This is a genomic window from Alteromonas sp. Mac1, assembly GCF_001562125.1.
In the GTDB taxonomy this organism is placed as follows: domain Bacteria; phylum Pseudomonadota; class Gammaproteobacteria; order Enterobacterales; family Alteromonadaceae; genus Alteromonas; species Alteromonas stellipolaris.
Map to the genome: position 1 here is coordinate 2,306,519 of NZ_CP013932.1, position 25,052 is coordinate 2,331,570.

General features: G+C 44.3%; 21 protein-coding genes. 2 read left to right on the top strand and 19 right to left on the bottom strand.

Annotation, left to right across the window (positions count from 1 at the left end):
* Window positions 1-48 precede the first annotated feature (48 nt).
* The 3 genes from AV939_RS09825 to AV939_RS09835 all read right to left on the bottom strand — a co-directional run bounded on the left by AV939_RS09825 (window position 49) and on the right by AV939_RS09835 (window position 4,968).
* Window positions 49-2,463 carry a TonB-dependent receptor domain-containing protein gene (locus AV939_RS09825; RefSeq protein ID WP_061093584.1) on the bottom strand — a complete coding sequence of 805 codons (2,415 nt, stop codon included), beginning with the start codon at window positions 2,461-2,463 and terminating at the stop codon, window positions 49-51.
* A 184-nt stretch (window positions 2,464-2,647) separates the two neighbouring features.
* Entirely contained in the window at window positions 2,648-4,285 is a 1,638-nt protein-coding gene (locus tag AV939_RS09830) for a SulP family inorganic anion transporter (RefSeq protein ID WP_057793259.1), read from the bottom strand.
* Between the two features lie 35 nt (window positions 4,286-4,320).
* Window positions 4,321-4,968, bottom strand: a complete 648-nt coding sequence (locus AV939_RS09835; protein ID WP_057793263.1) for a carbonic anhydrase — start codon at window positions 4,966-4,968, stop codon at window positions 4,321-4,323.
* A 143-nt stretch (window positions 4,969-5,111) separates the two neighbouring features.
* On the opposite strand from AV939_RS09835, the gene AV939_RS09840 reads away from it, so the two are divergent.
* Entirely contained in the window at window positions 5,112-6,056 is a 945-nt protein-coding gene (locus tag AV939_RS09840; RefSeq protein WP_057793265.1) for a hydrogen peroxide-inducible genes activator, read from the top strand.
* A gap of 108 nt (window positions 6,057-6,164) precedes the next feature.
* A complete protein-coding gene (locus AV939_RS09845) occupies window positions 6,165-7,058 on the top strand; it encodes a LysR family transcriptional regulator (RefSeq protein WP_057793268.1) in 894 nt (297 codons plus the stop codon).
* 133 nt (window positions 7,059-7,191) lie between these two features.
* On the opposite strand, the gene AV939_RS09850 is transcribed toward AV939_RS09845, so the two are convergent.
* The 16 genes from AV939_RS09850 to flhA all read right to left on the bottom strand — a co-directional run bounded on the left by AV939_RS09850 (window position 7,192) and on the right by flhA (window position 24,952).
* Window positions 7,192-7,788 (bottom strand): DUF938 domain-containing protein, encoded by a 597-nt coding sequence (locus AV939_RS09850; RefSeq protein ID WP_057793271.1) that lies wholly within the window; start codon window positions 7,786-7,788, stop codon window positions 7,192-7,194.
* Window positions 7,781-10,405 carry a methionine synthase gene (metH, locus tag AV939_RS09855; protein ID WP_057793273.1) on the bottom strand — a complete coding sequence of 875 codons (2,625 nt, stop codon included), beginning with the start codon at window positions 10,403-10,405 and terminating at the stop codon, window positions 7,781-7,783. Before metH ends, AV939_RS09850 begins: the two co-directional genes overlap by 8 nt.
* A gap of 8 nt (window positions 10,406-10,413) precedes the next feature.
* Window positions 10,414-11,481 carry a homocysteine S-methyltransferase family protein gene (locus tag AV939_RS09860; protein WP_057793275.1) on the bottom strand — a complete coding sequence of 356 codons (1,068 nt, stop codon included), beginning with the start codon at window positions 11,479-11,481 and terminating at the stop codon, window positions 10,414-10,416.
* Between the two features lie 3 nt (window positions 11,482-11,484).
* Window positions 11,485-12,423, bottom strand: a complete 939-nt coding sequence (gene metA, locus AV939_RS09865) for a homoserine O-acetyltransferase MetA (protein ID WP_057793277.1) — start codon at window positions 12,421-12,423, stop codon at window positions 11,485-11,487.
* A gap of 100 nt (window positions 12,424-12,523) precedes the next feature.
* Complete coding sequence (locus AV939_RS09870; protein ID WP_057793279.1) at window positions 12,524-12,964, bottom strand: DUF2802 domain-containing protein; 441 nt, start codon at window positions 12,962-12,964, stop codon at window positions 12,524-12,526.
* Window positions 12,965-13,053: 89 nt separating this feature from the next.
* Window positions 13,054-13,545 (bottom strand): chemotaxis protein CheW, encoded by a 492-nt coding sequence (locus tag AV939_RS09875; protein WP_057793281.1) that lies wholly within the window; start codon window positions 13,543-13,545, stop codon window positions 13,054-13,056.
* Window positions 13,520-14,371, bottom strand: coding sequence for a chemotaxis protein CheW (locus AV939_RS09880; protein ID WP_057793283.1), 852 nt, complete (start codon window positions 14,369-14,371; stop codon window positions 13,520-13,522). The genes AV939_RS09875 and AV939_RS09880 overlap by 26 nt, the downstream gene beginning before the upstream one ends.
* A 6-nt stretch (window positions 14,372-14,377) precedes the next feature.
* On the bottom strand, window positions 14,378-15,142 hold the full coding sequence (locus tag AV939_RS09885) for a ParA family protein (RefSeq protein ID WP_057793285.1): 765 nt from the start codon (window positions 15,140-15,142) through the stop codon (window positions 14,378-14,380).
* 71 nt (window positions 15,143-15,213) lie between these two features.
* Window positions 15,214-16,344, bottom strand: a complete 1,131-nt coding sequence (locus AV939_RS09890; protein WP_057793286.1) for a protein-glutamate methylesterase/protein-glutamine glutaminase — start codon at window positions 16,342-16,344, stop codon at window positions 15,214-15,216.
* 30 nt (window positions 16,345-16,374) lie between these two features.
* The gene (locus tag AV939_RS09895) at window positions 16,375-18,603 is read right to left on the bottom strand and encodes a chemotaxis protein CheA (RefSeq protein WP_057793288.1); all 2,229 of its coding nucleotides are present in this window, start codon (window positions 18,601-18,603) and stop codon (window positions 16,375-16,377) included.
* 12 nt (window positions 18,604-18,615) lie between these two features.
* A complete protein-coding gene (locus tag AV939_RS09900) occupies window positions 18,616-19,380 on the bottom strand; it encodes a protein phosphatase CheZ (protein WP_057793290.1) in 765 nt (254 codons plus the stop codon).
* Window positions 19,381-19,414: 34 nt separating this feature from the next.
* Entirely contained in the window at window positions 19,415-19,798 is a 384-nt protein-coding gene (gene cheY, locus AV939_RS09905; protein ID WP_013785088.1) for a chemotaxis response regulator CheY, read from the bottom strand.
* Between the two features lie 36 nt (window positions 19,799-19,834).
* Window positions 19,835-20,566 (bottom strand): RNA polymerase sigma factor FliA, encoded by a 732-nt coding sequence (locus AV939_RS09910; RefSeq protein WP_013785089.1) that lies wholly within the window; start codon window positions 20,564-20,566, stop codon window positions 19,835-19,837.
* Window positions 20,563-21,429: a MinD/ParA family protein gene (locus tag AV939_RS09915; RefSeq protein WP_057793292.1), complete on the bottom strand. Its 867-nt coding sequence runs from the start codon at window positions 21,427-21,429 to the stop codon at window positions 20,563-20,565. Before AV939_RS09915 ends, AV939_RS09910 begins: the two co-directional genes overlap by 4 nt.
* Window positions 21,426-22,823, bottom strand: a complete 1,398-nt coding sequence (gene flhF / locus AV939_RS09920; protein WP_057793294.1) for a flagellar biosynthesis protein FlhF — start codon at window positions 22,821-22,823, stop codon at window positions 21,426-21,428. Before flhF ends, AV939_RS09915 begins: the two co-directional genes overlap by 4 nt.
* A gap of 29 nt (window positions 22,824-22,852) precedes the next feature.
* Window positions 22,853-24,952, bottom strand: a complete 2,100-nt coding sequence (gene flhA / locus AV939_RS09925; RefSeq protein WP_013785092.1) for a flagellar biosynthesis protein FlhA — start codon at window positions 24,950-24,952, stop codon at window positions 22,853-22,855.
* Window positions 24,953-25,052: the final 100 nt, after the last annotated feature.

Consider the following 25,052-nt stretch of genomic DNA (forward strand, 5'->3'; position numbering starts at 1 on the left):
AGTCGCTGCAACATATGCCTATGTCACAGCGACCTAAATTACAGTGAATTAAAACGTTAAACGTGCATTAATGGCGACCGCTCGTGGCGCACCAATCCAAAATGCATTAGGGGCAATGGTAGACGCATAGTCTTCATCTAGCAGGTTATTTACAGTTAGGCGCACTTCAAGCTCTTCCATGCCTTGACCTATATTGCTGATGTATCCACCAATATAAAGGTCGCTAACCAAATAGTCATCTACTTCAGCAGTATTGTAAATATCGATGAAACGAGAGTCGACATACTTTGTCGATATACCTGCAAAATAATTGTTTTTACTCCAGTCAAGGCTGATAACTGCCATGGTATCTGGTGTACCAATAACCGTATTCCCTTTCACCGCCACTAACGACGCTTCAGCATTAGTTGCATCGTCAATAGCGGCTTGGGCACTTGCTAGTGAATCGTACTGAGTACCTGTGCCACCAATGGTTTCAATGTATTCCGATTCACTTAATGTAAGCGAGGTAAAGACAGTGAGGTTGTCGGTAATCGCAAAGTCAGCAGACATTTCAAAACCGCTAGATTCAATCCCGCCTACATTTCGATATCCACCTGCCGCAGCTTCTAAAAAGTCTATACCGCTAGCAGTTTCATTACTGGTGAATTGAATGCGGTTATTAAACTCAATGGTGTAGTAAGTAATATTGGCATTGAACTTAGCGCTTGAGTAACGTAGACCTACATCAATGTTCTCTGCAGTTTCTGGTTCAATAAAGCGTAAATCCGTATCGTCGCGCTCAAGTTGTGCGTCTTTTATTGATGCAAAGTTTTCACCGTAGCCAGCGAAGAGTTCCAACCCATCTATTGCGATAGGCGCTACAAAACCAGCAGAAAACAACGTGTCTGAATCAGAATTAACTTCAAGGTTATTGGCGCTGTCGAAGTTATCATTTTTTGCAATATCAACATTAAAGCGCTTAGCGCCTAGACGTACTTTCGCTATTCCAAAATCAATTTCGTCTTCAACGTAATACATTAAGGTATCAATAGGGAAACTGCGATCATACTGCACCCAGTAAGGCGAGTTATTAAAATTGTAACCAATCGCTGAATCGGTGATTTTGTGCCAATCTCGGTACTCATCACGCTCATAATCTTCCCACCACAATCCAAAGCGAAGCGTATTATCGAACTCACCTAACTTGGCGTACCAGATACCATCGGCATTAAAGCCAATACGCTCTTTGTTGTAATGTGTATGTCGGTATGAGCCAACTGGAATTGCACCTTGTTCGTGACAGCTTGGGTCGTACTCGGCCCCTGCACCGCCATAAGGGAAGGTAATTGAACTTGCACAGCCAGCAATAGGAGAAAGTTGCATACCATCGCGGTCCACAAAGTAGATATTGCCAAGTGCACTACCACCGTAAACCGTGTTTCCGTTGACCAACTCTGAGTGGCCATCAGCGCCGTCATCTTTTACGTCTACAAGATACGGTGGTACCCAATCCCCACGTCCTTCGTTTTCGTGATAATAGACACTTGTCGACATATCGACCGCGCCAATAGAAAACTCTGCTTTTAAGTAAGCTAATAGATTTTCACGTAAGGTAGACCAGCCACGACGATAAGATTGGTCTTGGTAAGGAATGCCAGTCCATTCACTGGTGAGCTGATCCCAGTCTGGATTTTGTGCATATTGCTCTAGGCTATATATACGTTGGTAGTTTTCTTCATGGGTATCGTCATACGAGACATAGCCCGTTAGCGCAACGTCTTCCACCATAGAGGTTATTTTCAACGCCAGGTGATCACGGGTATTTTCAGCCACTTGATCCATAAAGTCGCTGCTTTCTTGCGTAGAAAGGCTGATCCACGCGTACGTATCTTTTAAGATTTCGCCAGTGTCATAACGCACATAATACTTAGATGCATCAAACTCCCCCGCCGTCACGCTCGCGACAACCCCTTCTTCATCGCTCGGGTTGATAGTAGTAAAGTTTAGCGTACCGCCTAGCGCTTCATGAGAGCGAGAAGCAATATCAGACGTACCTTGTGAAACTTCGATAGTTTGTAAATTTTCGGTATCAATATAACGGTTTGCTTTAGCACCGCCGCCGTAGTTCGAGTTGCCATTGGCAATGCCATCTACCGTCATACCGATTTGCTGTTCGTTAAGGTTAACTTGAAAGCCACGAATAACAATAGAAGTAGACCAATCATCGGCCCCAAAGGTATCACCTTCGTTAATTAACACACCCGGTAAGTTATCTACCACGGCAAGCACACTACTTAAATTAGCTTGTTGTTTTTGCATGTCGTCAGAAGCCGCGTTATTCGCGTATGACACACTTCGCCCAACAACAGTAATTTCTTCTATTTCATTAGATTTATCTTCGGCAATAGCTTCTGCATGGCTATTTGAAATACCTGATAATCCGGCAAGTACACTAAGTGCAATAAGATGGTAACGCGTCATGTGTATGTTTCCCTTTTTAATAGTTTGAGTATTTTTCACCCAATCAGCTTAAAAAGCGGATGTGACAGTTACGTTAAGTTAAATTGAACATTCAATTAATAAAAAATGACAGATTATGAAAAAGCACAAAAAAAAGGCCCTTCTCGAGAAGGGCCTTTATTAAATACACTAAATTATCAAAAGGTTAAGATTGCGATACAGCGTTAAAATTAACTTCTTGATTCGGTGTTTCCGTCACTTTTTTTTTCGCATAAAGCAATGCATCGTGCAAGTTATCGTAAATAACGATACCTGGATGGTTAACACAGATACTTTCTAGCACTTCGTTCACCGCAGCGTTAGCACCGCAAATCACTAGCTGCCTACCTGCCGCCATAGCATCCACAGTTACTGTTTCTACCGCCATTGCCGCAGACACATCCACAGTAGGCACACGAGTGAAGTCTAGTATCATCACCTTAGAACCGGCTTTTACGTTGTCTCGTACATGGTGACCAACATCAGCAGCGGCACCAAAACTTAACGGACCGCCAAAGCTAAAGATAGATACTTTACCTCTAAGCGACTCAAGTAACGCATTCTCTTCAGGATCGTTAAGCGACTCAGGAATTTTACGAAGCTCTTCAAGTTGCAACTGAGCAACTTGACGGACGTAAGCTAACGCAGCGAATACCACACCTACACCCACAGCAGTGATAAGATCTACAAACACAGTAAGTGCAAGTACTAAAATCATCAGACCGAAGTCCCAGCGAGGGCCTTTGTGAGCACGCTTTAGGTAGCTCCAATCGATAATATCTAAACCCACTTTTACCAAAATACCAGCTAGTACAGCATGAGGAATTTTCGCCGCAAGCGGGCTAAGACCCAACACAATCGCAAGTAATACCAATGCGTGTACCATACCCGAAATACGGTCTTTACCACCGCTACGAATATTCACAACTGTTCGCATGGTCGCGCCTGCACCAGCAATACCACCAATGAATCCAGCTACAGTGTTACCAATACCCTGACCGATTAGTTCTCTATTACTATCGTGACGTGTACGAGTCATGTTGTCGGCTACCAATGATGTCAACAAACTATCGATGGCACCTAATACCGCAAGAATAAAGGCAGCTTCTAAAATTAATAATGCTGTACCCTGCTCGAACACTGGCATTTGGATGCTTGGTAAACCCGTTGGGATTTGACCTAGAATAGGCACCGATAACGCCAAGCTTGCAAGAGTACCAATGATAAGTGCTGCTAGCGCACCCGGTACATATTTACCTAGTGATGCTGGCCATTTGTAGGCAATAATTAATGTACCGATACCTAAACCTAGGGTGGCAAAATTAATATCTGCAAGGGCAGTTGGTAAATAGCTTAATGCACCAATAGTGCCGCCTGGAGGCTCATGACCTAAAAGACGACCTAATTGTAGAATAATAATAATTGCACCTATACCAGACATAAAGCCCGATATAACAGGGTATGGTACTAGGCGGATATATTCTCCAACCTTCAAAAAGCCGAAAATAATTTGAAAAATACCAGCAAGTATAACAGCGGTAAAGATCAAGCTTGCATCACCAGATAGGCTAGCAAACAAACCGGCTAATACCACCACCATAGGCCCAGTTGGCCCAGAAATTTGTGACGGCGTACCACCAAACAACGCGGCGAAGAAACCCACCGCTATGGCGCCATAAAGACCGGCCATTGGGCCAAGTCCTGAGGCTACCCCTAGCGCCAAGGCTAGCGGTAAAGCGACAATACCGGCGGTTAAACCACCGGTGATGTCACCACGTAAATTACTTACATTTAACTTAAACATGGAATGTTTCCTAAGTTCTCAACGCGCAAAAGAGCTTAGCGTGTAAGCTGCGCTTCTGCGTGAGATTGATCCATTACCTCAAACTCACCAGACTCGCTGTTGTAGCACAACACTTCGCCACTACCTATATTATAAACCCAACCATGAAGAGTAACTTGTTTGTTCGCAATTTTTGCAGCAACAGCAGGATGTGTACGTAAATGCTGAATTTGCTGTACCACGTTTTCTTTTGTTACATCTTCTAAATGATCGTGGGTTAGTTCAGAACAACCACTACGTTCTTTAACAACTTCAGTCGCAGCGCGACAATGGCCTAGCCACTCTTTAACATGAGGCAATGAAGCAAGCCCTTCAGGCTTTAAAGCGCCTTTCATTGCGCCACAATCTGTGTGACCACAAACAACGATATGCGTAACGCCCAGCGCAGCAACTGCAAATTCGATTGAGGCAGTCATACCACCCGTTTGGTTACTATGCGGAGGCACGATGTTGCCTGCGTTACGACAGATAAACAGTTCGCCTGGTTCGGTTTGCGTCACCAAGTTAGGATCGATGCGAGAGTCTGAACACGTGATGAAAAGCACTTCTGGGTTCTGACCATTAGCCAGCTTTTGGAAAGCCGCTTTTTTTCCTGGGTAAACTTCCTTTTGGAATTTAGCAACACCCGAAATTACGTGATCCATAAATTTCTCCATTAAATAATAATTATTGTCTTTTACTGTCTACGCCAGTGTCGCCTGATAGATTAATAGTTTAATATACTAGTTCGTGATAGCTCCTAGCTATCACGCTTTTTAAATTATAAAATTAAGGCGACGTAATCACCATGTTACTGAACGGTAAAACTCCATCAATTAACCAAATTCGTTATTTTGTTGCCGTAGCTAAATACTTAAGCTTTCGACAAGCGGCCACAAGCTTAGGTATTAGTCAGCCTACTTTAACGAGTCAAATTAATACCCTCGAAGCGAGTTTGGACTTAATATTATTTGAACGTTCACGAACTGGCACCTTATTATCGCCTCAAGGCAAAGCACTTTTCGAAGCCGCCGAAGAAGTACTTCAAGCGAATCACCGTTTTAATGAAATTGCACGGGATCTGGCTGAAGGTGAAGTGGTTACTTTCCGCCTTGGAATTCCCCCTACTCTTGGCCCTTATTTGTTGCCCCATATTTTGCCTGAACTACATCAGCGCAAGCCGGGACTTCGTTTCTACGTGCGAGAAGCTGCACCGCAGGCACTACAACATGGATTGCTGCATGGCGAGTACGATTTAATTATCTCACCACTTTCCAGTGAATATTCGCAGCTAATTACGGAGCCGTTATTTAACGAACCCCTTAAATTTGTTGTTCCCTCCGATCATCACCTTGCAGGGAATGCCTTTGTTCGCCCTGAACAAATTGCCGGGGAAAAAGTACTCACATTAGAAGATAGACACCATTTTCATCATCAAGTGCAACATATTTGCGACGAGATTGGCGCAAACCTGCAACGGGACTATGAAGGAACAAGCTTAGATACACTGCGACAAATGGTAGTAATGGGTATGGGGGTAGCATTTTTACCTGGGCTATATATACATTCAGAGTTGCATCACCCTGAGGCACTTCATGTTTGTGAAATAGAAGGTATGCCCATTGAAAGACAGCACTCCTTAGCATGGAGAAATACCGCACCTGGACGCAAAACCTTCAGGGAAATTACCTCTGTGATAAGAGATATTATAGGTAATCGACTTTCAACTGCCGTGGATGTCATTCACGGTTAATTACGTATTTACGTTTCTACACTTATCGCAATTTAGCTAATTAGCATGACAAAATTGATTAAAAATAATGGTATATTTACGTTAATACATGAGCAACTTTCATAAATTATGATTGAACGTCAGCATCTTAAAATTATTAACGCTATCCATAAACACGGCACCATGACGGAAGCAGCCAAGTCCTTGTTTGTTACTCAGTCTGCACTTAGTCATTCGATGAAAAAACTAGAAGCTAGCTTTTCTTTACCGCTTTGGCAAAAAGAAGGTCGAACATTAGTGTTGACTCAAGCAGGTAAAAGCTTGGTTGGGTTATCTCAACGGGTGCTGCCTCAGTTTGAACATACTGAGGCTCAGCTTCGCCGTATGGCAGAAGGGAAGCAAGGTATATTGCGTATTGGGATGGAATGTCACCCTTGTTTCGAATGGTTGCTAAAAGTGGTTGCGCCTTTTTTAAAAGCCTTCCCCGATGTAGACGTTGATGTAAGACGAGCATTTTCGTTCGGTGGCTTACAAGCCTTACATGGCTACGATATCGATTTACTCCTCACCCCTGACCCATTACATGTAGACGCGATTAATTACACCGGCGTATTAGATTACGAACAAGTGTTAGTTATGCACAATGAGCATCCGTTGGCTGAATACGCCTATATCAAGCCTTCGCAATTAGCCAATGAAGTGGTGATCACCTATCCGGTAGAAACCAATAGACTAGATATTTTTTCAGGCTTTCTTACCCCTGCTGGTGCAAGCGTAAAACAACATAGAACTATTGAAACCACAGAAATTATTTTGCAAATGGTGGCAGCTGGGCGCGGTGTTACTGCGCTGCCTAAATGGCTGGTTGATGAAGCGAAAGAATCTGATGTGTTAACGTATAAGCCCTTAGGTGAAAAGGGCTTACAGAAAACCTTATATTTGGGTCACCGAAAAGAGGTTGACCCAATTGGGTTTGTTGACGAATTTATCTCGTTAGCCAAGGCTACCGTATTGCCTAAATGAACAGATAGCCGTGTTTACATTTTAAATCGCCCTATCCATCCATTTAACCCTATAGATACGCCACTATGCTGAGTGGCCTCAACAGCCATGATGACCTGCATTTACCATGGCTACTCAGATTACTAAAAGACCTCTAGGGTTTATGCCATTCCAGCAATAAATTGTTTGCGGGCATCTTATGAATTTCCCGTAATACTAAGTCTTGGCTCCACCCAGTTAGCTCGCTGATATCACGATAGCCGCCATATCCTCGTTCAATAAGTGATTCATGGAATGATCTGTTACTTTCAGATGAAAATTCGCCGCCAATAGTAAAGGGGCCGTATTGGCAGAAAACACCGCCTGAAGGTAAGTATTCACTTACCAATTTCATCAACAGCTCAGCTTCATGACGCTGCATGATGTGAGCGGTATTAGCACTGTAAATACCTTGAACTGCGAGTGATGGAAAGCTGTCTTTGCCTATGGTTAATGCCACTGGCTTTGAGACATTGGGTAACGCAGCATCTTTCAACCATGCTGCGATACCCTCATGGTAGTCAGGTTGGTCACTACAATGCCATTGTAAATGTGGCAAGTTTTCAGCAAAATAAACGGCATGCTGCCCCGTACCGCTGCCAATTTCTAACACACCCTTACAATTAGCAAACGTACGATTTAGCACAGCTAAAATCGGCGCTTTGTTATTTTCGCACGCTTGGCTAAACGGCTTTGAGAACGACTCAGTCATGTAAATTAGGCCCCAACCATTTCTCAGCTTCTTCCAATGTCCAACCTTTACGGGCGGCATAGTCTTCTACTTGGTCTTTTTGAATTTTAGCCACGGCAAAATATTTGCTTTGAGGGTGGGAGAAATACCAACCTGATACCGCCGCACCTGGCCACATGGCATAGCTTTCAGTAAGCTTCATACCAGTATGTTGCTCTGCCGATAATAAATCCCAAATAAGCTGCTTTTCAGAATGCTCAGGGCACGCTGCATAACCTGGCGCAGGTCGAATACCTTGGTATTTTTCACGAATAAGGTCGTCATTGGTTAAGTTTTCACTTTCGGCGTAGCCCCAATATACTTTACGTACTTGTTCGTGAAGGTATTCGGCAAATGCTTCGGCTAACCTATCGGCCACGGCTTTCACCATAATACCGTTGTAGTCATCACCAGCTTTAATGAAGCTATCGGCTAGCTCATCTTCACCTATTCCGCCTGTCACCGCGAAAGCACCGATATAATCATTAATACCTGATGATTTCTCTGCAATATAATCGGCTAAGCAATAGTTAGCGAATTTATCTTTTAAGGTTTGCTGGCGAAGATGATGCGCTACGCCTTGTACTTCTGAGCGGGACTCATCGGTATACACTTCAATATCATCATCTACCCTATTGGCAGGAAATAACCCAATAACACCTTTAGCGGCTAATGAATTATTAGCGATAATGTTATCTAGCATCTCGTTTGCATCGGCAAATAAGGACTTTGCTTCTTCCCCTACCACTTCATCATCTAGAATTCGTGGGTACTTGCCGGCCAAGGACCAAGTCAGGAAGAACGGTGTCCAATCGATATAAGGGCGTAAGGTAGCTATATCTACATCCACCGGTGTTACCCCTAATTTCTTAGGTGTTACGGGTGCTTCTGTAAAATCTGGGTTGAACGCATTGGCGCGTGCTTGGGCTAGAGTAATAGGCTTACTACGCGGCTTCTTACGGGCATGTTGCTCACGTACTTTGTCGTATTCTTTTGCCAGTTCTTCGGCGTAAATATCTCGAGAGCCACGGTTAAGCAGCTTTTGACACACGCCAACTGCACGACTCGCATTAGGTACATACACCACAGGGGCATGATAGTTTTGTTCTATCTTCACCGCTGTGTGTGCTTTGGAAGTAGTGGCACCGCCAATTAATAGTGGTAAATCGAAACCTTGCCGCTCCATCTCTTTTGCCACATGCACCATTTCATCAAGTGAAGGGGTAATAAGGCCTGAGAGGCCAATCATGTCCACATTTTCATCTTTCGCCACTTGCAAGATAGTAGCAGCGGGTACCATGACACCGAGATCTATCACTTCAAAGTTATTACACTGCAATACAACCCCTACAATGTTTTTACCAATGTCGTGAACGTCGCCTTTCACGGTGGCAAGCAATATCTTGCCATTGCTTTTGGTGCCATCGGATTTTTCAGCTTCAATGTAAGGCTGTAAGTGGGCTACGGCTTTTTTCATTACCCTCGCCGACTTTACAACTTGAGGCAAGAACATCTTACCTTCGCCAAACAAGTCACCAACAATATTCATGCCGTCCATTAACGGCCCTTCAATTACATGTAGCGGACGCTCGGCTTGCAGGCGGGCTTCTTCTGTATCATCAATGATGTAATCGGTAATGCCTTTAACAAGTGCATGGGCCAAACGCTTATTAACGTCTTGCTCTCGCCAGCTTAAATCTTCTTTTGCCGCTGCTTTGCCGTCGCCTTGATAGTTGGGGGCGATATCGAGCAAACGCTCAGTAGAGTCGCTACGACGATTTAGAATGACATCTTCTACCGCTTCACGAAGTTCTTTTGGTATTTCATCATAAACTTCAAGCTGTCCCGCATTTACGATGGCCATATCCATACCGGCACGAATAGCATGATATAAAAACACCGAATGCATCGCTTCACGCACAGGGTTATTGCCTCTAAACGAGAACGATATGTTAGAAAGGCCGCCCGAGATGTGCGCATAAGGGCAAAGCTCACGAATTTTTCGCGTGGCTTCAATAAAATCTACGGCGTAGTTATCGTGTTCTTCTATACCCGTTGCTACCGCAAAAATATTCGGATCGAAGATAATGTCTTCTGGCGGAAAACCGATAGATTCTGTCAGCAGTTTATAGCTGCGCTGGCATATCTCAACTTTACGTGCTTGTGTGTCGGCCTGCCCCGTTTCATCAAACGCCATCACTACCGTGGCGGCACCATAACGTTTAATTTTCTGTGCTTGGGCAAGAAAGCTTTCTTCACCTTCTTTAAGGCTGATTGAGTTTACAATCGCCTTGCCTTGCACACATTTAAGTCCGGCTTCAATCACTTCCCATTTTGATGAGTCAATCATAATAGGCACCCGACTGATATCAGGCTCAGATGCAATTAAGTTCAAAAAGGTAACCATGGCCTGCTTGGAATCAAGCATGGCCTCGTCCATATTGATATCGATAATTTGCGCGCCACTTTCCACTTGCTGGCGGGCAACATCAAGGGCGGTTTCATAATCGCCTTCAAGAATAAGACGTTTGAAGCGTGCTGAACCAGTTACGTTAGTACGCTCACCAATATTAATAAATGTAGAAAATTGTGCGCTCACGCTGCCTCCTAGTGTACAAACGGCTCAAGGCCAGACAAACGCATTTTAGGTTCGAACTTAGGCACCGTTCTTGGTGCTACGCTGCTTACCGCATCGGCAATAGCACGAATATGTTCTGGCGTACTGCCACAGCAGCCACCCACAATATTCACTAAACCAGATTCTGCCCATTCTTTGATATGTTCGGCCATTTCAGGCGCCTCTAAATCGTATTCGCCAAACTCGTTGGGTAAACCCGCATTCGGGTGAGCAGATACTAGACACTCGCTGATCGTTGAGACTTCTTCGACATATTGGCGCAACAAGTCTGGCCCTAACGCGCAATTCAAGCCAAACGAAAATGGACTAATGTGGCGCATTGAATAATAAAAAGCTTCAGAGGTTTGGCCTGAAAGCGTTCTGCCTGAAGCATCGGTGATGGTGCCTGAAATCATTACAGGCAAATGCTTACCTAGTTTTTCGAACACGGTTTCCACGGCAAAAGCAGCCGCTTTAGCATTTAGCGTATCGAAAATAGTTTCAAGCATAATCAAGTCTACGCCGCCTTCAATTAACGCTTCAGTAGACTCTGTGTAAGCTTCTACTAAGGCATCGAAAGTCACATTGCGCTTACCTGGGTCGTTAACATCGGGAGAGATAGAAGCAGTACGATTTGTTGGACCTAGAACACCTGCTACAAACCTGGGCTTGCCTGGCGTTTTTGCAGTGAACTCATCGGCGGCTTTTCTGGCTAATTTAGCAGCGGCAATGTTGATCTCTCTTGATTGCGCTTGCATGTCGTAATCGGCCATAGCAATAGTAGTAGCGTTAAAGGTGTTGGTTTCAACAATGTCAGCACCGGCTTCAAAGTAGTCGCAATGAATTTGGTAAATAATATCTGGCTGTGTAACAGCCAAAAGGTCGTTATTACCTTTTACGTCACAATGCCAGTCCGCAAACTGGGTGCCACGGTAATCTTCTTCTTCCAGCTTGTGTTGCTGGATCATGGTGCCCATCGCGCCATCTAATACGAGAATACGTTGTTGTGCAGCGCTTAGCAGTGTTGCTTGCGCGCTAGAAACTTGATGTTGACTCACGCGTTACCTCTTTGGCTGTGATTTTTCAGCTAACTGATTTAAGTCATACGGCGTTGTTTGGTAAACATAGTAGTTTAACCAGTTTGTGAAGAACAGACTCCCGTGGGAGCGCCATCTAACGATAGGCGATTTGTTCGGGTCGTTATCCGTAAAATAATTTTTTGGTATGGCGGGGGTTTGCCCGGCTTTGACGTCCCTAAAATATTCATCTTTAAGGGTATCAGCATCATATTCTGGATGCCCTGTAACGAAAACCATGCGCTTGTCTTCTGAGGCAACAATATAGGCGCCTACTTCTTCAGATTCTGCCACCACATGCAGTCCATCTACACTATTATAATTCGCGGTATCGATATGCCCATAACGAGAATGAGGCGCATAGAATACGGGATCGAAGCCACGTAATAATTCATTATGTGGGTCGTTTACTTTGTGCTCGAACACACCTGAAAATTTTTCTTTGCGCAGCGTGCGAGTAAAGTTATAAAAATGATACATGGCAGCATGTGCAGCCCAACATAAATATAGAGTGGAGTTAACGTGACGCTGTGCCCACTCTAAAATGGTGGTCATAGTATCCCAGTACTTTACGTCTTCGTATTTTAGTAAAGCTAGAGGTGCGCCAGTCACGATAAGCCCATCGTACTTTTTGTCTGCCACTTGCGAAAAGTCGTGGTAGAAAGCATCCATGTGAGACTGTGGGGTATTTTTGGGCGCCTGACTATCGATGCGAATAAAATCCACATCAATTTGTAATGGCGTATTGGAGAGTAACCTCAACAGCTGTACTTCAGTCTCAATTTTATTAGGCATCAAGTTTAAGATACCCACTTTAAGAGGACGTATATCCTGATTCGCCGCCCTATTGCTCTCCATGGTGAAGATATTTTCGCCCAACAACACATTCTGCGCAGGCAGTTGTTCTGGTATACGAATTGGCATAGAAGGCTCCAGTCATAAATTACTATGACTGTATTGTGGCAATTACCACACAGATGTCAACATCTTTACGTCTAGACGTCTAAACGGATGTTGAAAACCATTATTGGGAAGAGGATTGCTTGTGTACCATAAACAGCATTTCAGCTTCGGCACGAGGGATATCACAGGCTTCCATCACTTCTTGCATACTTGCGCCCTGCTTTACTAATTCCGCAGCACGCTGATAAAGCCTTAGAGAGGGATCTTGCAGTTTTAACTCGCGAATTTGATTTTCGAAATCGTCTTGTTTTTCTTGAAGGGCTTGAAGATGACGAGTAACAACGAGGCTTCGGGTTTGCGCCTCATTTTGCTGATGACCAAAATCTCGAATTTGGGTATCCATGTCATCGGTTCTGCGCGTTACAAGCTCTTGCAGTTCAACTAACGCCGCATGTGTTTTTCGCTCTTTAAACGTCAACCATATTGCAAAAATACCCAGTGCTAATACAAGCGCAAGCAATATAAGTTCGTTGAATGTTGGAGCAATAAACTGCAGATCCATATGCGAAGAAGCCTTAATTCGTAGCTATATAAAACGGAAATAAAAAAGGCAGATAACCCAGTTACCTGCCCTTTAGACGTGTTGGCTGATTAAATTGAACTTAGTTCATCCCACTCATCGTCACTTAAAAGTTTATTTAAATCGACTAGGATAAGAAGCTCACCGTCTCGGTTGCTAACACCTTGAATAAACTTAGCACTTTCTTCAGTACCCACGTTTGGCGCACTGTCAATTTCAGACGAGCGAAGGTAAACCACTTCAGCCACGCTATCAACAAGTATACCCACGACCTGCTCATCAGATTCGATGATCACAATACGGGTATTATCCGTTATCTCTGTTGGTGGTAATCCAAAACGCGCACGTGTATCAATGACCGTAACAACATTACCACGTAGGTTAATGATACCTAGTACGTAGTCAGGTGCGCCGGGTACAGGTGCAATTTCAGTGTAACGCAATACTTCTTGCACTTGCATTACGTTAATACCGTATGTTTCTTCACCTAAGCGGTATGTCACCCATTGAAGGACTTCATCGTTACTGTCGGTGGTATTACTGTTCGTTCTTTCGTCGCTCATGAACCTGGCTCCCAATACTCGGCGTCTGGTCGTTACTGCCTAAGCCTTTGTTAAGCATAGATATTAATTCGTTAACGTCAATTAACGCGCACATTTTCTCTTTAACCATCCCCGCTAACCAGGGACGCTTACCGGTAGACTCACGCCATTTGACGTCAGCTTTTGCCAAGGTGACCGTGTTAACCAGTTTCTCACTGGCCAATCCCCACGAACTATCCCCTAACATAATAAGATATCGGTAGTTCAATGACTCTGCGAGACTCTCATCATACTTTTCTGGCATGACCCATCTTGCAGAATCTACAACGCTAAGCTTCTCTTCGCGATGTATCATTACCCCCATAAACCAATCTGGTTTCCCAAATAGAGGGCCTATCTTTTCAATCTGATGAATACCACCTAGGGTGGTCAATGGCACCGCTAATGTTAACCCTGCCACTTCAAAAAACAATGCCTGAAAATTATTTTCGAGGCTGTCGACCAACAATCCATTTTCTACTGATTGCCCCTCTTCTGGAAAGGCTTGCACTGACTCAGCAGTCTCATTATCTATTTCATTGTAGTCGCTTTTTTCGTATTGCGTAGTTTCTTCGACATCTTTGCCTGTGCTAGATGACACGGCTTCAATGATGGCTTCTTCAACCACGATTTGTTCAGTGGCAGGTGCTTCATCAATTGTGGCTTCTTCGGCTAACGTTTGTACTGCCTGCTCAAGCAATTTTGCCGTTCGCGCAGTTACGTCTGCCGGATCATCTGGCTCTTTTAATAGGCTATCGAGATAAGCCTCTACAACGTCTTCCCGTGCAAAAGGTCCTTGATTGCTCATCTAACTTTACTTCTCCAAAACCTCAAGTAACTTGCTATAAGCCGTTACCCCTCGGGTTTTCGGGTATGCTGCGGAAATTGGCAACTGTACTAAACTCGCATCTCTAAAATGCGTATCTACGGGAATTACACCTTGCCAAACCCGCTCTCCATAATCGCTCATTAAACGCTTTCTTGATTCAAGTGCCGCGTTCGTGCGCTTGTCGAACATAGTAGGAATAATCACAGTGTCAAAAGACTTTTGCAGAGAGCGCCCCATTATTTCCATGGTGCGTATCATTCTGTCCAAGCCTTTCAGCGCCAAATACTCTGTTTGTGTCGGCACTATCACTTTATTACATGCTGCCAATGCGTTGACCATAAGTACACCAAGTACCGGCGGGCAATCAATAATGACAACATCAAATTCATTCTCTACTTTGGCCAGCGCTTTTTTTAGCACCAAGCCCATCCCTTGCTCACTACCCATTGTTCTGTCTAGTGTGGCTAACGCCATGGTAGCGGGCAAAACGTACAAATTATCTAGCTTAGTGGGACACAAACAGTCCATGACCATATCGGCAGTGATATCAGAAGACTTAATAAAAATGTCGTAGACAGATTGACTGAGTAACTCTGCGTCTATGCCGAAATAGTAACTAAGTGAGGCGTGGGGGTCGGTATCAACCATCAATACCCGTTTCCCGCGCTGAGCTAACAAACCACCTAAGGTTACTGTCGTTGTTGTTTTACCAACTCCGCCTTTCTGGTTTGCAACTGTCCACACCTTCATCGTTTTAATTCCCAGCTTATATTTACTTGGGTTGTTGTTCATTCACAGACAACACTGCCGCTGCGCTTTAGCTATTTCATTTCGGTTAAGATACAGCTGCTCATGTCATCTATATCAATACTGTTAACCGATATGTTTGCAACAGCTACTGCTTGAGGCATGCCATAAACAACACATGAATCCTGATCTTGCGCCCAAATGGTAGCACCATTATCTTTCATCAAACGGCAGCCTTCTCGCCCATCTGCGCCCATACCAGTTAATATAATACCCAATAAATCGCCACCATAAGCTTTGGCCAGCGAACCGAAGGTTAAATCAACACTCGGCTTATAATTTATTTTATCAGACGGGTTAGCGTCGGTAATTACTACTTTCTTATGAGAGCCTGAACCCTCTATCAACATTTGTTTACCACCGGGTGCTAAATAAGCGCACCCTGGTTTCAATATGTCACCATGTTCAGCTTCTTTAACCGCAATATTGCAATGAGAATTAAGCCGCTGTGCAAACGCGTTAGTAAAAGTGCCAGGCATATGTTGCACCAACACAATTGGATAAGGAAAATCTGAAGGCAATGCTACCAGTATCTTCTGCAATGCCACGGGCCCCCCCGTAGATGCACCAATTGCTAAACACTTATACCTTTTACCAGAAGCCTTAATCGAGGAAACGGTAGGCTGCCTCGTGGCATCTTTTCTTCCAGTCAGTAGATTAGAACTCTTGAAAAACGCTGGTTTTGGCGCGTTATCAGGAAACTTTCTACTTTCAATACGCTTCAATACAGGGCGTTTGATACCAACACCACGCCGTGCAATTAATCTTACTTTTGTACAGAGCAGTCGTGCTGCGTCTTTACGATCTTGGGCGATATCTTCGAATTTCTTTGGCAGAAAATCTAATGCACCGGCTTCTAACGCATCTAGTGTCGCTTGTGCACCATGATGCGTTAGAGACGAAAACATCAAAATAGGCACAGGCCGCTTTTCCATGATGGCCTTTACCGCTGAAATGCCATCCATTACCGGCATTTCCACATCCATTGTGACTACATCAGGTAGCAGTGTATCTATTTTATCTAGTGCATCTTGCCCGTTACGAGCTTCGCCAATAACTTCAAGTTCTCTATCGTCGTCGAGAATTTCACGAACTCGACGACGATAAAAAGTAGAATCGTCCACGACCAGGACTTTAAAGACCATGGATGTAAATTTCCTATGTGTTCCGCCGTATTACTTTAAAGGCTTCCGAGCATAACGCTTCAGTAAGCTAGGAACATCTAGGATGAGTGCAATTCCACCGTCGGATGTGATAGTTGCTCCCGCCATACCTGGCGTTCCCTGTAATAAGGCATCTAATGGTTTTATCACCACTTCTTCTTGGCCTATTAGCGCATCAACAACAAAACCAACTTGCTGGGTGCCTATTTGAACCACGACGACGTGACCTTTATCTTTGATTATATTTTTAGGTCCACGGATCAACCATTCTCCAAGGAAGAACAGTGGTATCGCTTTAGAACGAACTATCATGGTTAATTGGCCATCAACCGTATTGGTTTTCTTGATGTCCATGTTGATAATTTCGTTGACCGCACCTAACGGTAACGCGAACGTTTGTTTGCCAACCACAATCATTAGGGTCGGTAAAATCGCAAGCGTAAGTGGAACTTTAATATCGAGTCGCGTGCCTTTCCCAAGGTGAGAATCAATATTAATGGTACCGTTAAGCTGATTAATTTTTGTTTTAACCACATCCATGCCTACACCACGGCCCGAGATATCACTTATCTCAGTTTTTGTAGAGAAACCTGGTGCAAAAATGAGATTGAACGCTTCAACATCAGACATACGCGCAGCCGCATCGGCATCTAAAACACCTCGACTTATCGCAATCTCTTTTAGTTTTTCAGCATCCATTCCCTTACCGTCATCTTCAATGGTAAGTAGGATATGATCACCTTCTTGAGAAGCCGATAATCTCACGGTCCCCATTCGGGCTTTACCTGTAGCAGCACGGTCATCAGGCATTTCAATACCATGATCCACTGAGTTTCTCACTAAGTGAACCAACGGATCGGCCAATGCTTCTACCAGGTTTTTATCTAAATCTGTCTCTTCACCTTCCAACTCTAAGGTGATTTCTTTTTTCAAACTACGTGCTAAGTCTCGAACAACGCGAGGGAAGCGGCCAAACACTTTCTTAATTGGCTGCATACGGGTTTTCATAACCGCACCCTGCAAATCGCCAGTCACCACGTCAAGGTTAGCAATTGCCTTAGACATACTCTCGTCGGCATTGTTTATTCCTAAACTCAGCAAACGATTTCGTACCAATACTAACTCACCGACCATATTCATAATTTGGTCTAGGCGCTTAGTATCAACACGTACTGTGGTTTCTGCTTGAGGAGGTGTTGGGTTTGCTTTTTTGTCGTCTTTCTTAGCCGCGGCTTTAGCAGGCTCTGGCGCCTTTTTAGCTGCTGGACTAGGCGCTGGCGCTTTTGCGGCAGGCGTTGATTTAGCTGGCGTACTAGCGGCAGATTGCTCTGCTTTAGCCTTCTGAATTGCTTCTGTCGCTTTTTTATCTACAGGCGGAGTATTTGCTGCTGGTTCAGAGCCTTGCGCTGTAGGCCCTTGTCCTGAACCGTGTAGTTGGTCAAGTAGTGCTTCAAACTCATCGTCAGTAATTTCTTCACCGCTAGGCGCAGCTGCTTTGGGCGCAGCTGCAGGTGCGGGTTCTTCTTCTTTGAATTTACCTTTACCGTGCAATTCGTCTAACAGTGCTTCAAATTCGTCGTCGGTGATATCATCACCTGAACCAACGGCAGCGGGTGCAGCCGCTTTTGGTTCTGCTTTAGGCGCAGATTTACCCGGAGCATTTGAACCATGAAGTTCATCAAGTAAGGCTTCAAATTCATCTTCTGAAATTTCGTCAATACCGCCATCGCTGCTAGCAGCAGGCGCTTCAGGTACGGGCGCTTCTTCCAACGCAAATTCTTCCTCGACAACTTCGGCAGCGGGGGCTTCAGCCGCCTCACTACTGTCACCAAAGATATTTTCATCTGGGGTTTCTGGGGTGCTTAACTTATGCAGCAAATCAACTAACTTTGCGTCTGCAGGTACTAGCGGCTCTTGCGCTTTAACACGCTCAAACATATCTACTACTACATCGGTGGCCTGAAGAATGGTGTCCATCAATTCAGGCGTAAGAGTACGTTGTCCGTTTCGCATTACATCGAAAACGTTTTCTGCACCGTGGCAAATTTCAACTAATTCGGTAAGCGACAAAAAGCCGGCGCCACCTTTTACGGTATGGTAACCCCGGAAGATAGCATTAAGTAAATCTCCATCTTCAGGATTATTTTCCAGATCAACGAGCTGTTCTTGTAATTGTTCAAGGATCTCCCCAGCTTCAACTAGAAAGTCCTGTAATATATCCTCGTCAACATCAAACGCCATGCGCCCGCTCCCCTAAAAACCTAAGCTAGACAAAAGATCATCTACGTCATCTTGGCCAGATACCACATCATCGCGTTGGTCTGCATCAATAATTGGACCTTCGGCTTCGACACCATCAATCTTGTTAACTTTTTCGACTTTCGCTTCCGATGGCTTGTCTTGCTCTGACTGTTCGGGTTCACCGAACATCGTCAGCATATTAACTAAGCTATCTTCCACTTCTTTTACGAGTTCAATCACTCTGCGAATAACTTGACCGGTAAGATCTTGATAACCTTGTGCCATTAACACTTCGGTAAGCAATGATGTAAGCTTAGACGATTGTTTCGATCCGTCTTCTAGCAATTCGTCTAAATCTGCGCATAAAACTTTGAATTCACCCAACTCAAGTTGACGATTCATCAGTTTTTTCCACTCCGGCATAATTTTTTCGATGCGCGTGGAAAGCACTTCCGCAATTGGCATGCACTCTTCAACAGCATCCATGGTGGTATTGGCCGCTTTTTCCGTCTCTTCGATAACGTACATCAGTCGCGTTTGCGCATCAGGAATGTCATCAACGGTTAAATTTTTAATACGTTCATCGATTTGGAAGTTATTTAACGAATCATGAAGTTGACGCGTTAATTTACCAACTTCAGCAAAGAGCTCAATGGACTCTTTCATCGAAACGGCTTCTAAGACGGCGTTCGCAGATGCGTTATCGCCCTCTTCAAGATACGCTACCAATTTTTTGGCTTCTTCGAGCGTTATAGAGACACTTTCATTTGTCGACATCCAGTAAACCTCATTTCTCTGGTGAGCGTCTGGATCAACCTAAACGTTCGAAGATTTTGTCTAATTTCTCTTTCAACGTAGCGGCAGTGAAAGGTTTAACAACATAACCGTTCACACCAGCTTGCGCTGCGGCAACGATTTGTTCTTTCTTCGCTTCTGCTGTCACCATAAGAACCGGTAGGTGTTTCAACTTATCGTCGGCACGTATAGCGCGTAATAAGTCGATACCTTGCATACCTGGCATATTCCAATCTGTTACAACAAAGTCAAAATCACCTTGTTGTAGCATAGGCAGCGCGGTGTTACCGTCGTCCGCTTCCTGGATATTGGCAAAACCCAAATCTTTTAACAGGTTCTTTATGATACGTCTCATGGTAGAAAAATCGTCAACCACGAGAATTTTCATACTTTTATCCAAAATAGCCTCCAATGAGGGGTTAATTGTTATTAATTTCTATTCTTCGTCAACTTGCCACGATTTCATTCGTGATTTGAGTTTTAACATGGCCTGACTATGAATTTGACTCACTCGCGATTCACTAACATCAAGAACTTCACCAATTTCTCTAAGGTTCAGTTCTTCATCATAGTATAAAGAAAGTACAATCGCTTCCCGTTCGGGTAATGTAGTAATAGCATGTGCTAGCGCTTTTTGGAAAGCCCCTTGCATCAAATCTTCTAACGGTGCATCGCTGCCTCGGTTTTTTTCTGTAGAAATAACATCTTCAGAAACACCTAGGTCTTCAATACCCACCAATTTTCCAGCATTCACTTCGTTAAGCATTTGATGATAATCTTGCATGCTGACATTCATTTTAGCTGCAATATCAACATCTCGCGCGTCTCGGCCTGTTTCACCTTCAACTTGAGAGATAGCTTCGGTGATTGCCCTTCCATTTTTATGAACAGAACGAGGTGTCCAATCACCTTTTCTTATTTCATCAAGCATGGCGCCGCGAATACGAATACCTGCAAAGGTTTCGAAACTTGCACCTTTGGAACCGTCAAAATTTCGTGCAGCTTCTAGCAGTCCAATCATACCTGACTGGATTAAATCATCGACAAGAACACTGGCTGGTAATCTCGCCATTAAGTGGTGTGCTATTCGCTTCACCAGCGAAGCGTGACGCTCAACTAATTGTGACTTGTCCGTTTGCTGTTGATAAGCGGCTGCTTTGCTATTCAACGCTGACTTCCTACTGCTTTATCTGCTACTAGTTGTTCAATAAAAAATTCTAAATGGCCACCTGGTTGCGCAGGAATAGGCCATGATGCTGCTTTGGTTGCTAGCTGGCTAATCGCCACTGCTGCCGGAGAACTCGGGTAAGCATCTACAATTGACGTTTGTTTACGTACTGCTTTGCGTATGTTCTCGTCAAAAGGAACTGTTGCAACCAATTCTAGCGCAACATCCAAGAATCGCCCTGTTACTTTAGATAATTTGCTGAAAAGCTCCTGACCTTCTCTAACATCGCGGACCATGTTGGCGACCACTTTGAAGCGAAAGACACCGTGCTCTCGGTTAAGAATTTTAATTAGCGCGTAGGCATCAGTGAGTGAAGTGGGCTCATCGCACACTACCACCATAATATCTTGAGAGGCTTTGGAGAAACTTAGCACCATATCGGAAATACCCGCTGCGGTATCTACAATAAGCACATCAATGGGCGAGCGCAATTCGCTAAAAGCTCTAATGAGCCCTGCATGCTGCGTTGGTGATAGCTCTGCCATTGATTGAGAACCCGATGTGGCTGGTGCTATTTTTATACCGTGAGGGCCCGTAACGAGTACATCGTCCAAGGTACACTCACCAGATAAAACGTGTGAGAGGTTTTTCTCTACGCGCAATCCTAGCATTACATCCACATTGGCCAGACCTAAGTCTGCATCCAATACCATTACTCGCTTTCCCTGCTTTGCCATAGCAATAGCTGTGTTTAGCGTAATATTTGTCTTACCAACGCCACCTTTACCTCCGGTGACGGCGATAACTTTGATTAATCGTGATTGCTTCATTTTTCGTAAGCTACTCGCTTGATCATCAATCATACTGCTCGTGCTGTTTTAACCACATTGTTACTAGTAGTATGATTCAAACCGTACTTTTTATAAAGCTTTGCAGCAGCAGATACTAAAGATTTTGCTTCTGCAATCTTAATGTCTTCAGGAACTTTCTGTCCATCTGTTACATAACTGACAGGTAACTGGTACTCCACCGCAGCGCTAAGCACTTCGCCTAGAGAGTAGCACTCATCAAGCTTTGTAAAGATACAACCGCTAAGTTCCACCCCTTCGTACGCATCTATAATACGTTGCAACGCAGCATATTGGGTATTCGCTTGCGCTACTAGGTATTTTTTCACTGGCTGCATTTGGCCGTTATCAAATTGATTTATCTGTTTAATTAATCGACTATCTCGCTGACTAAAGCCTGCCGTATCAATTAACACTAGTCTCTTATGGCGTAATTGAAACAATAAATCTGATAATTCTTCACTACTTTGTGCTTTACGGACCGTGCAACCAATAATTTTTCCATATGTGGCTAATTGCTCAAACGCTGCAATACGGTAAGTATCTATCGTAATCATGGCAACGGAGTCAGCACCGTATTTCTGTGCGTAGCGGGCAGCCAATTTCGCTACTGTAGTAGTTTTACCTGTTCCGGTTGGCCCCACTAACGCTACTGCGCCCTTTTGCGTAAGTATATCGTTACCTGTCACATTAATGCGATTAGCCAATAGGTTTAAAAGATACACCCAAGCGTCTCGCTCGTTGTAATGCGACGGCGTATAACTAATCAGTTGCTCAGCCAGAGATTGGCTTAACCCCATATCGGTTAAACGCTGAATTAAATAATGATGTACAGGCTGCTGACGACGACTTTTTGCTTCCATCAAATCGGCAACTTGGTATTGAAGTACATTTCGTAGTGACGCCAATTCCTCTTTAATCTGAGATAACTCGTCAGATTTAGCAGCACTACCATTATCAATACTTTCATTAAGGCTAGACGCTTGATGGCTTGGGAATTCAGAGGTGTGCTGGCTTGCTTCTACGTCGTCGATAAAGGCTTCTGAAAAGTCTAAGTGCGAAGCAATTTGATTGGCATGCTGAGCATTGGCACTGGGGGCCGGCGCTGAAGCTGGGCTTTGAATACTGCCACCATGTTGTTTTTCTAACAATGCTTTTAAGCTATCTGGACCATCATCACCGATAATTTCACTAAGACTAGGAACCGCTGCTTTCGCTTGTCCTGATGTTCTAGGTGCAGGCTTTTTAATCGACAGTTTGGCTTCTGGCTCTTTATCGTAAGCGGCTACCAGTTCAATACCGTCAGCTAGCTTTCGGTTTGACATGATAACAGCATCACTGCCTAATTCCGCTTTAACTTGGCTTAAAGCTTCTCGCATATCTTTGCCAAAGAAACGTCTGATTTTCATTGAAAACTCTCCAATCACCCAGTGTCAGATTATTGACCGACCGAACTGACTATTTTTATCTGCTTATCGTCGGGTACTTCCTGATAGGAAAGTACATGTAAGCCCGCGACCGAATACTTTAAGAAGCGAGATAGTACGGGGCGCAACATACCGGAAGTGAGAAGTACCGCAGGCTCACCTTCTAATTCTTGTTGCTGACTAGCTTGCTGCAATGATTTTTGCAGCTTATCGGCCAGTCCTGGTTCTATACCAGCGCCATCTTCGCCACCTGCTTGTAATGACTGGTGCAACATCTGTTCCAACTCTGGCGCCAAGGTTATGACGGGTATCTCTTTCGCCCCTTGAGTAATTTCTTGAGTGATGAGACGTTTAAGCGCAATACGTACCGCAGACACCAGTACATCAGGGTCTTGGCTACGTGGGCCATACTCACTCAAGGTTTGTACAATGGTACGCATGTCGCGAATAGGCACCCCTTCAAATAACAAGGTTTGCAGCACTTTAACAATGGTGCTTAGCGGCAGAATATCAGGCACTAACCCTTCAACTAATTTAGGATGCTGCTTAGCTAGCATGTCTAATAGCTGCTGAGCTTCTTCATGTCCAAGTAGTTGATAGGCGTTGTTTGTCAGCAATTGACTTAAGTGAGTAGCAACTACAGTGGCAGCATCAACCACGGTATAACCTAAGGTTTGTGCGTGCTCACGCTTATTCGGTTTTATCCATACTGCATCTAAGCCGAAGGCAGGATCTTTAGTGGCACGGCCTTCCAACTTGCCAAATACTTGACCCGGATTAATCGCAAGTTCTTCATCATGACTTATCTGTGCATCGCCAATGGTGACGCCCAACATGGCAATGGTATAAAGGTTAGGCTCTAAATCTAGATTATCGCGAATGTGTACGGGCGGTATAAGAAAGCCCAGTTCTTGAGATAGCTTCTTACGCACCCCTTTAATACGAGTGAGCAGTTCTCCGCCCTGAGACTTATCTACTAATGGGATTAATCTATACCCTACTTCTAAGCCTATGGTGTCTACATGCTGAACGTCGTCCCATCCAAGCTCTTTTATTTCAGGCGCGACAGTGTCATCTTTCACTATGTTCGCTGGGGTTTTAGGCTTTTCTGCCTCGCGTTTAGCGGCAACACCCTGCCAGTAAGCGTAACCAGCTATAAGCACTGAAAAACCAATAAAGGCTAAATGAGGCATTCCGGGTATAATACCCATAACAAATAGCACACCAGAGGCAATATAAAGGGCTTGGCTATTACCCAATTGACTACGAATTTCTTTACCCATTTCTTGGGTTTCGTTTTCTCGGGTAACAATAATTGCGGTAGCCACAGACAGTAACAGCGATGGAATTTGTGCCACTAAACCGTCACCAATGGTTAATATGGTGTATACCTCAATGGCATTTCCAAAACTTAGCCCGTGTTGAATCATGCCAATAAAAAGGCCACCTACAATATTGATAAGCATGATGAATAGGCCCGCGACCGCATCACCTTTCACAAATTTTGACGCACCGTCCATCGAACCGTAGAAATCTGCTTCGGCGGTAATTTCTTCACGGCGAGCACGCGCCTGATCTTGGTCGATATAGCCTGCATTCAAGTCGGCATCGATAGCCATTTGCTTACCTGGCATAGCATCAAGCGTAAAGCGTGCACTTACTTCTGAAATACGCCCTGCACCGGCGGTGACTACTTTAAAGTTGATAATAAGTAAGATAGCAAAGACCACCACACCCACCGCATAGTTGCCGCCAATTACCACTGCACCAAAGGCTTCGATAACCTTACCCGCAGCATCGCCCCCTTCATGTCCGTACAGCAATACCACACGGGTAGAGGCCACATTTAGGGCTAATCGCAGTACGGTAGCAATCAATAACACGAGGGGAAAAATACCAAAATCAACCGGCTTTTGGGTGAGTACTGCCACCAAAATAATGACTAAAGACAGCGCAATATTAAAGCTGAACAATACGTCGAGCAGGAATGGCGGCATGGGAAGAATAACCATGCCCATAATGGCAAGAAGAACAATGGGAGCGCCTAAGCCACTGGTAATGTTCTGCAGCTGACTTTTATCGAATCGCTGAAGGTAACCGGATAACTGCATTGCAGGGAGTCTCTCTATCGGAAAATTGACGCTTAACGCTATCTTTCAATGAGTATTACAACTACCGTGCCAGCTTTATATAAAACCGATTAAACATAAG

What these genes read in the sequence shown, in the direction of transcription:
- AV939_RS09825 (WP_061093584.1), bottom strand. Translation starts at nt 2,463, where the DNA reads ATGACGCGTTACCATCTTATTGCACTTAGTGTACTTGCCGGATTATCA.
- AV939_RS09830 (WP_057793259.1), bottom strand. Translation starts at nt 4,285, where the DNA reads ATGTTTAAGTTAAATGTAAGTAATTTACGTGGTGACATCACCGGTGGT.
- AV939_RS09835 (WP_057793263.1), bottom strand. Translation starts at nt 4,968, where the DNA reads ATGGATCACGTAATTTCGGGTGTTGCTAAATTCCAAAAGGAAGTTTAC.
- AV939_RS09840 (WP_057793265.1), top strand. Translation starts at nt 5,112, where the DNA reads ATGTTACTGAACGGTAAAACTCCATCAATTAACCAAATTCGTTATTTT.
- AV939_RS09845 (WP_057793268.1), top strand. Translation starts at nt 6,165, where the DNA reads ATGATTGAACGTCAGCATCTTAAAATTATTAACGCTATCCATAAACAC.
- AV939_RS09850 (WP_057793271.1), bottom strand. Translation starts at nt 7,788, where the DNA reads ATGACTGAGTCGTTCTCAAAGCCGTTTAGCCAAGCGTGCGAAAATAAC.
- metA (WP_057793277.1), bottom strand. Translation starts at nt 12,423, where the DNA reads ATGCCAATTCGTATACCAGAACAACTGCCTGCGCAGAATGTGTTGTTG.
- AV939_RS09870 (WP_057793279.1), bottom strand. Translation starts at nt 12,964, where the DNA reads ATGGATCTGCAGTTTATTGCTCCAACATTCAACGAACTTATATTGCTT.
- AV939_RS09875 (WP_057793281.1), bottom strand. Translation starts at nt 13,545, where the DNA reads ATGAGCGACGAAAGAACGAACAGTAATACCACCGACAGTAACGATGAA.
- AV939_RS09880 (WP_057793283.1), bottom strand. Translation starts at nt 14,371, where the DNA reads ATGAGCAATCAAGGACCTTTTGCACGGGAAGACGTTGTAGAGGCTTAT.
- AV939_RS09885 (WP_057793285.1), bottom strand. Translation starts at nt 15,142, where the DNA reads ATGAAGGTGTGGACAGTTGCAAACCAGAAAGGCGGAGTTGGTAAAACA.
- AV939_RS09890 (WP_057793286.1), bottom strand. Translation starts at nt 16,344, where the DNA reads ATGGTCTTTAAAGTCCTGGTCGTGGACGATTCTACTTTTTATCGTCGT.
- AV939_RS09895 (WP_057793288.1), bottom strand. Translation starts at nt 18,603, where the DNA reads ATGGCGTTTGATGTTGACGAGGATATATTACAGGACTTTCTAGTTGAA.
- AV939_RS09900 (WP_057793290.1), bottom strand. Translation starts at nt 19,380, where the DNA reads ATGTCGACAAATGAAAGTGTCTCTATAACGCTCGAAGAAGCCAAAAAA.
- AV939_RS09915 (WP_057793292.1), bottom strand. Translation starts at nt 21,429, where the DNA reads ATGATTGATGATCAAGCGAGTAGCTTACGAAAAATGAAGCAATCACGA.
- flhF (WP_057793294.1), bottom strand. Translation starts at nt 22,823, where the DNA reads ATGAAAATCAGACGTTTCTTTGGCAAAGATATGCGAGAAGCTTTAAGC.
- flhA (WP_013785092.1), bottom strand. Translation starts at nt 24,952, where the DNA reads ATGCAGTTATCCGGTTACCTTCAGCGATTCGATAAAAGTCAGCTGCAG.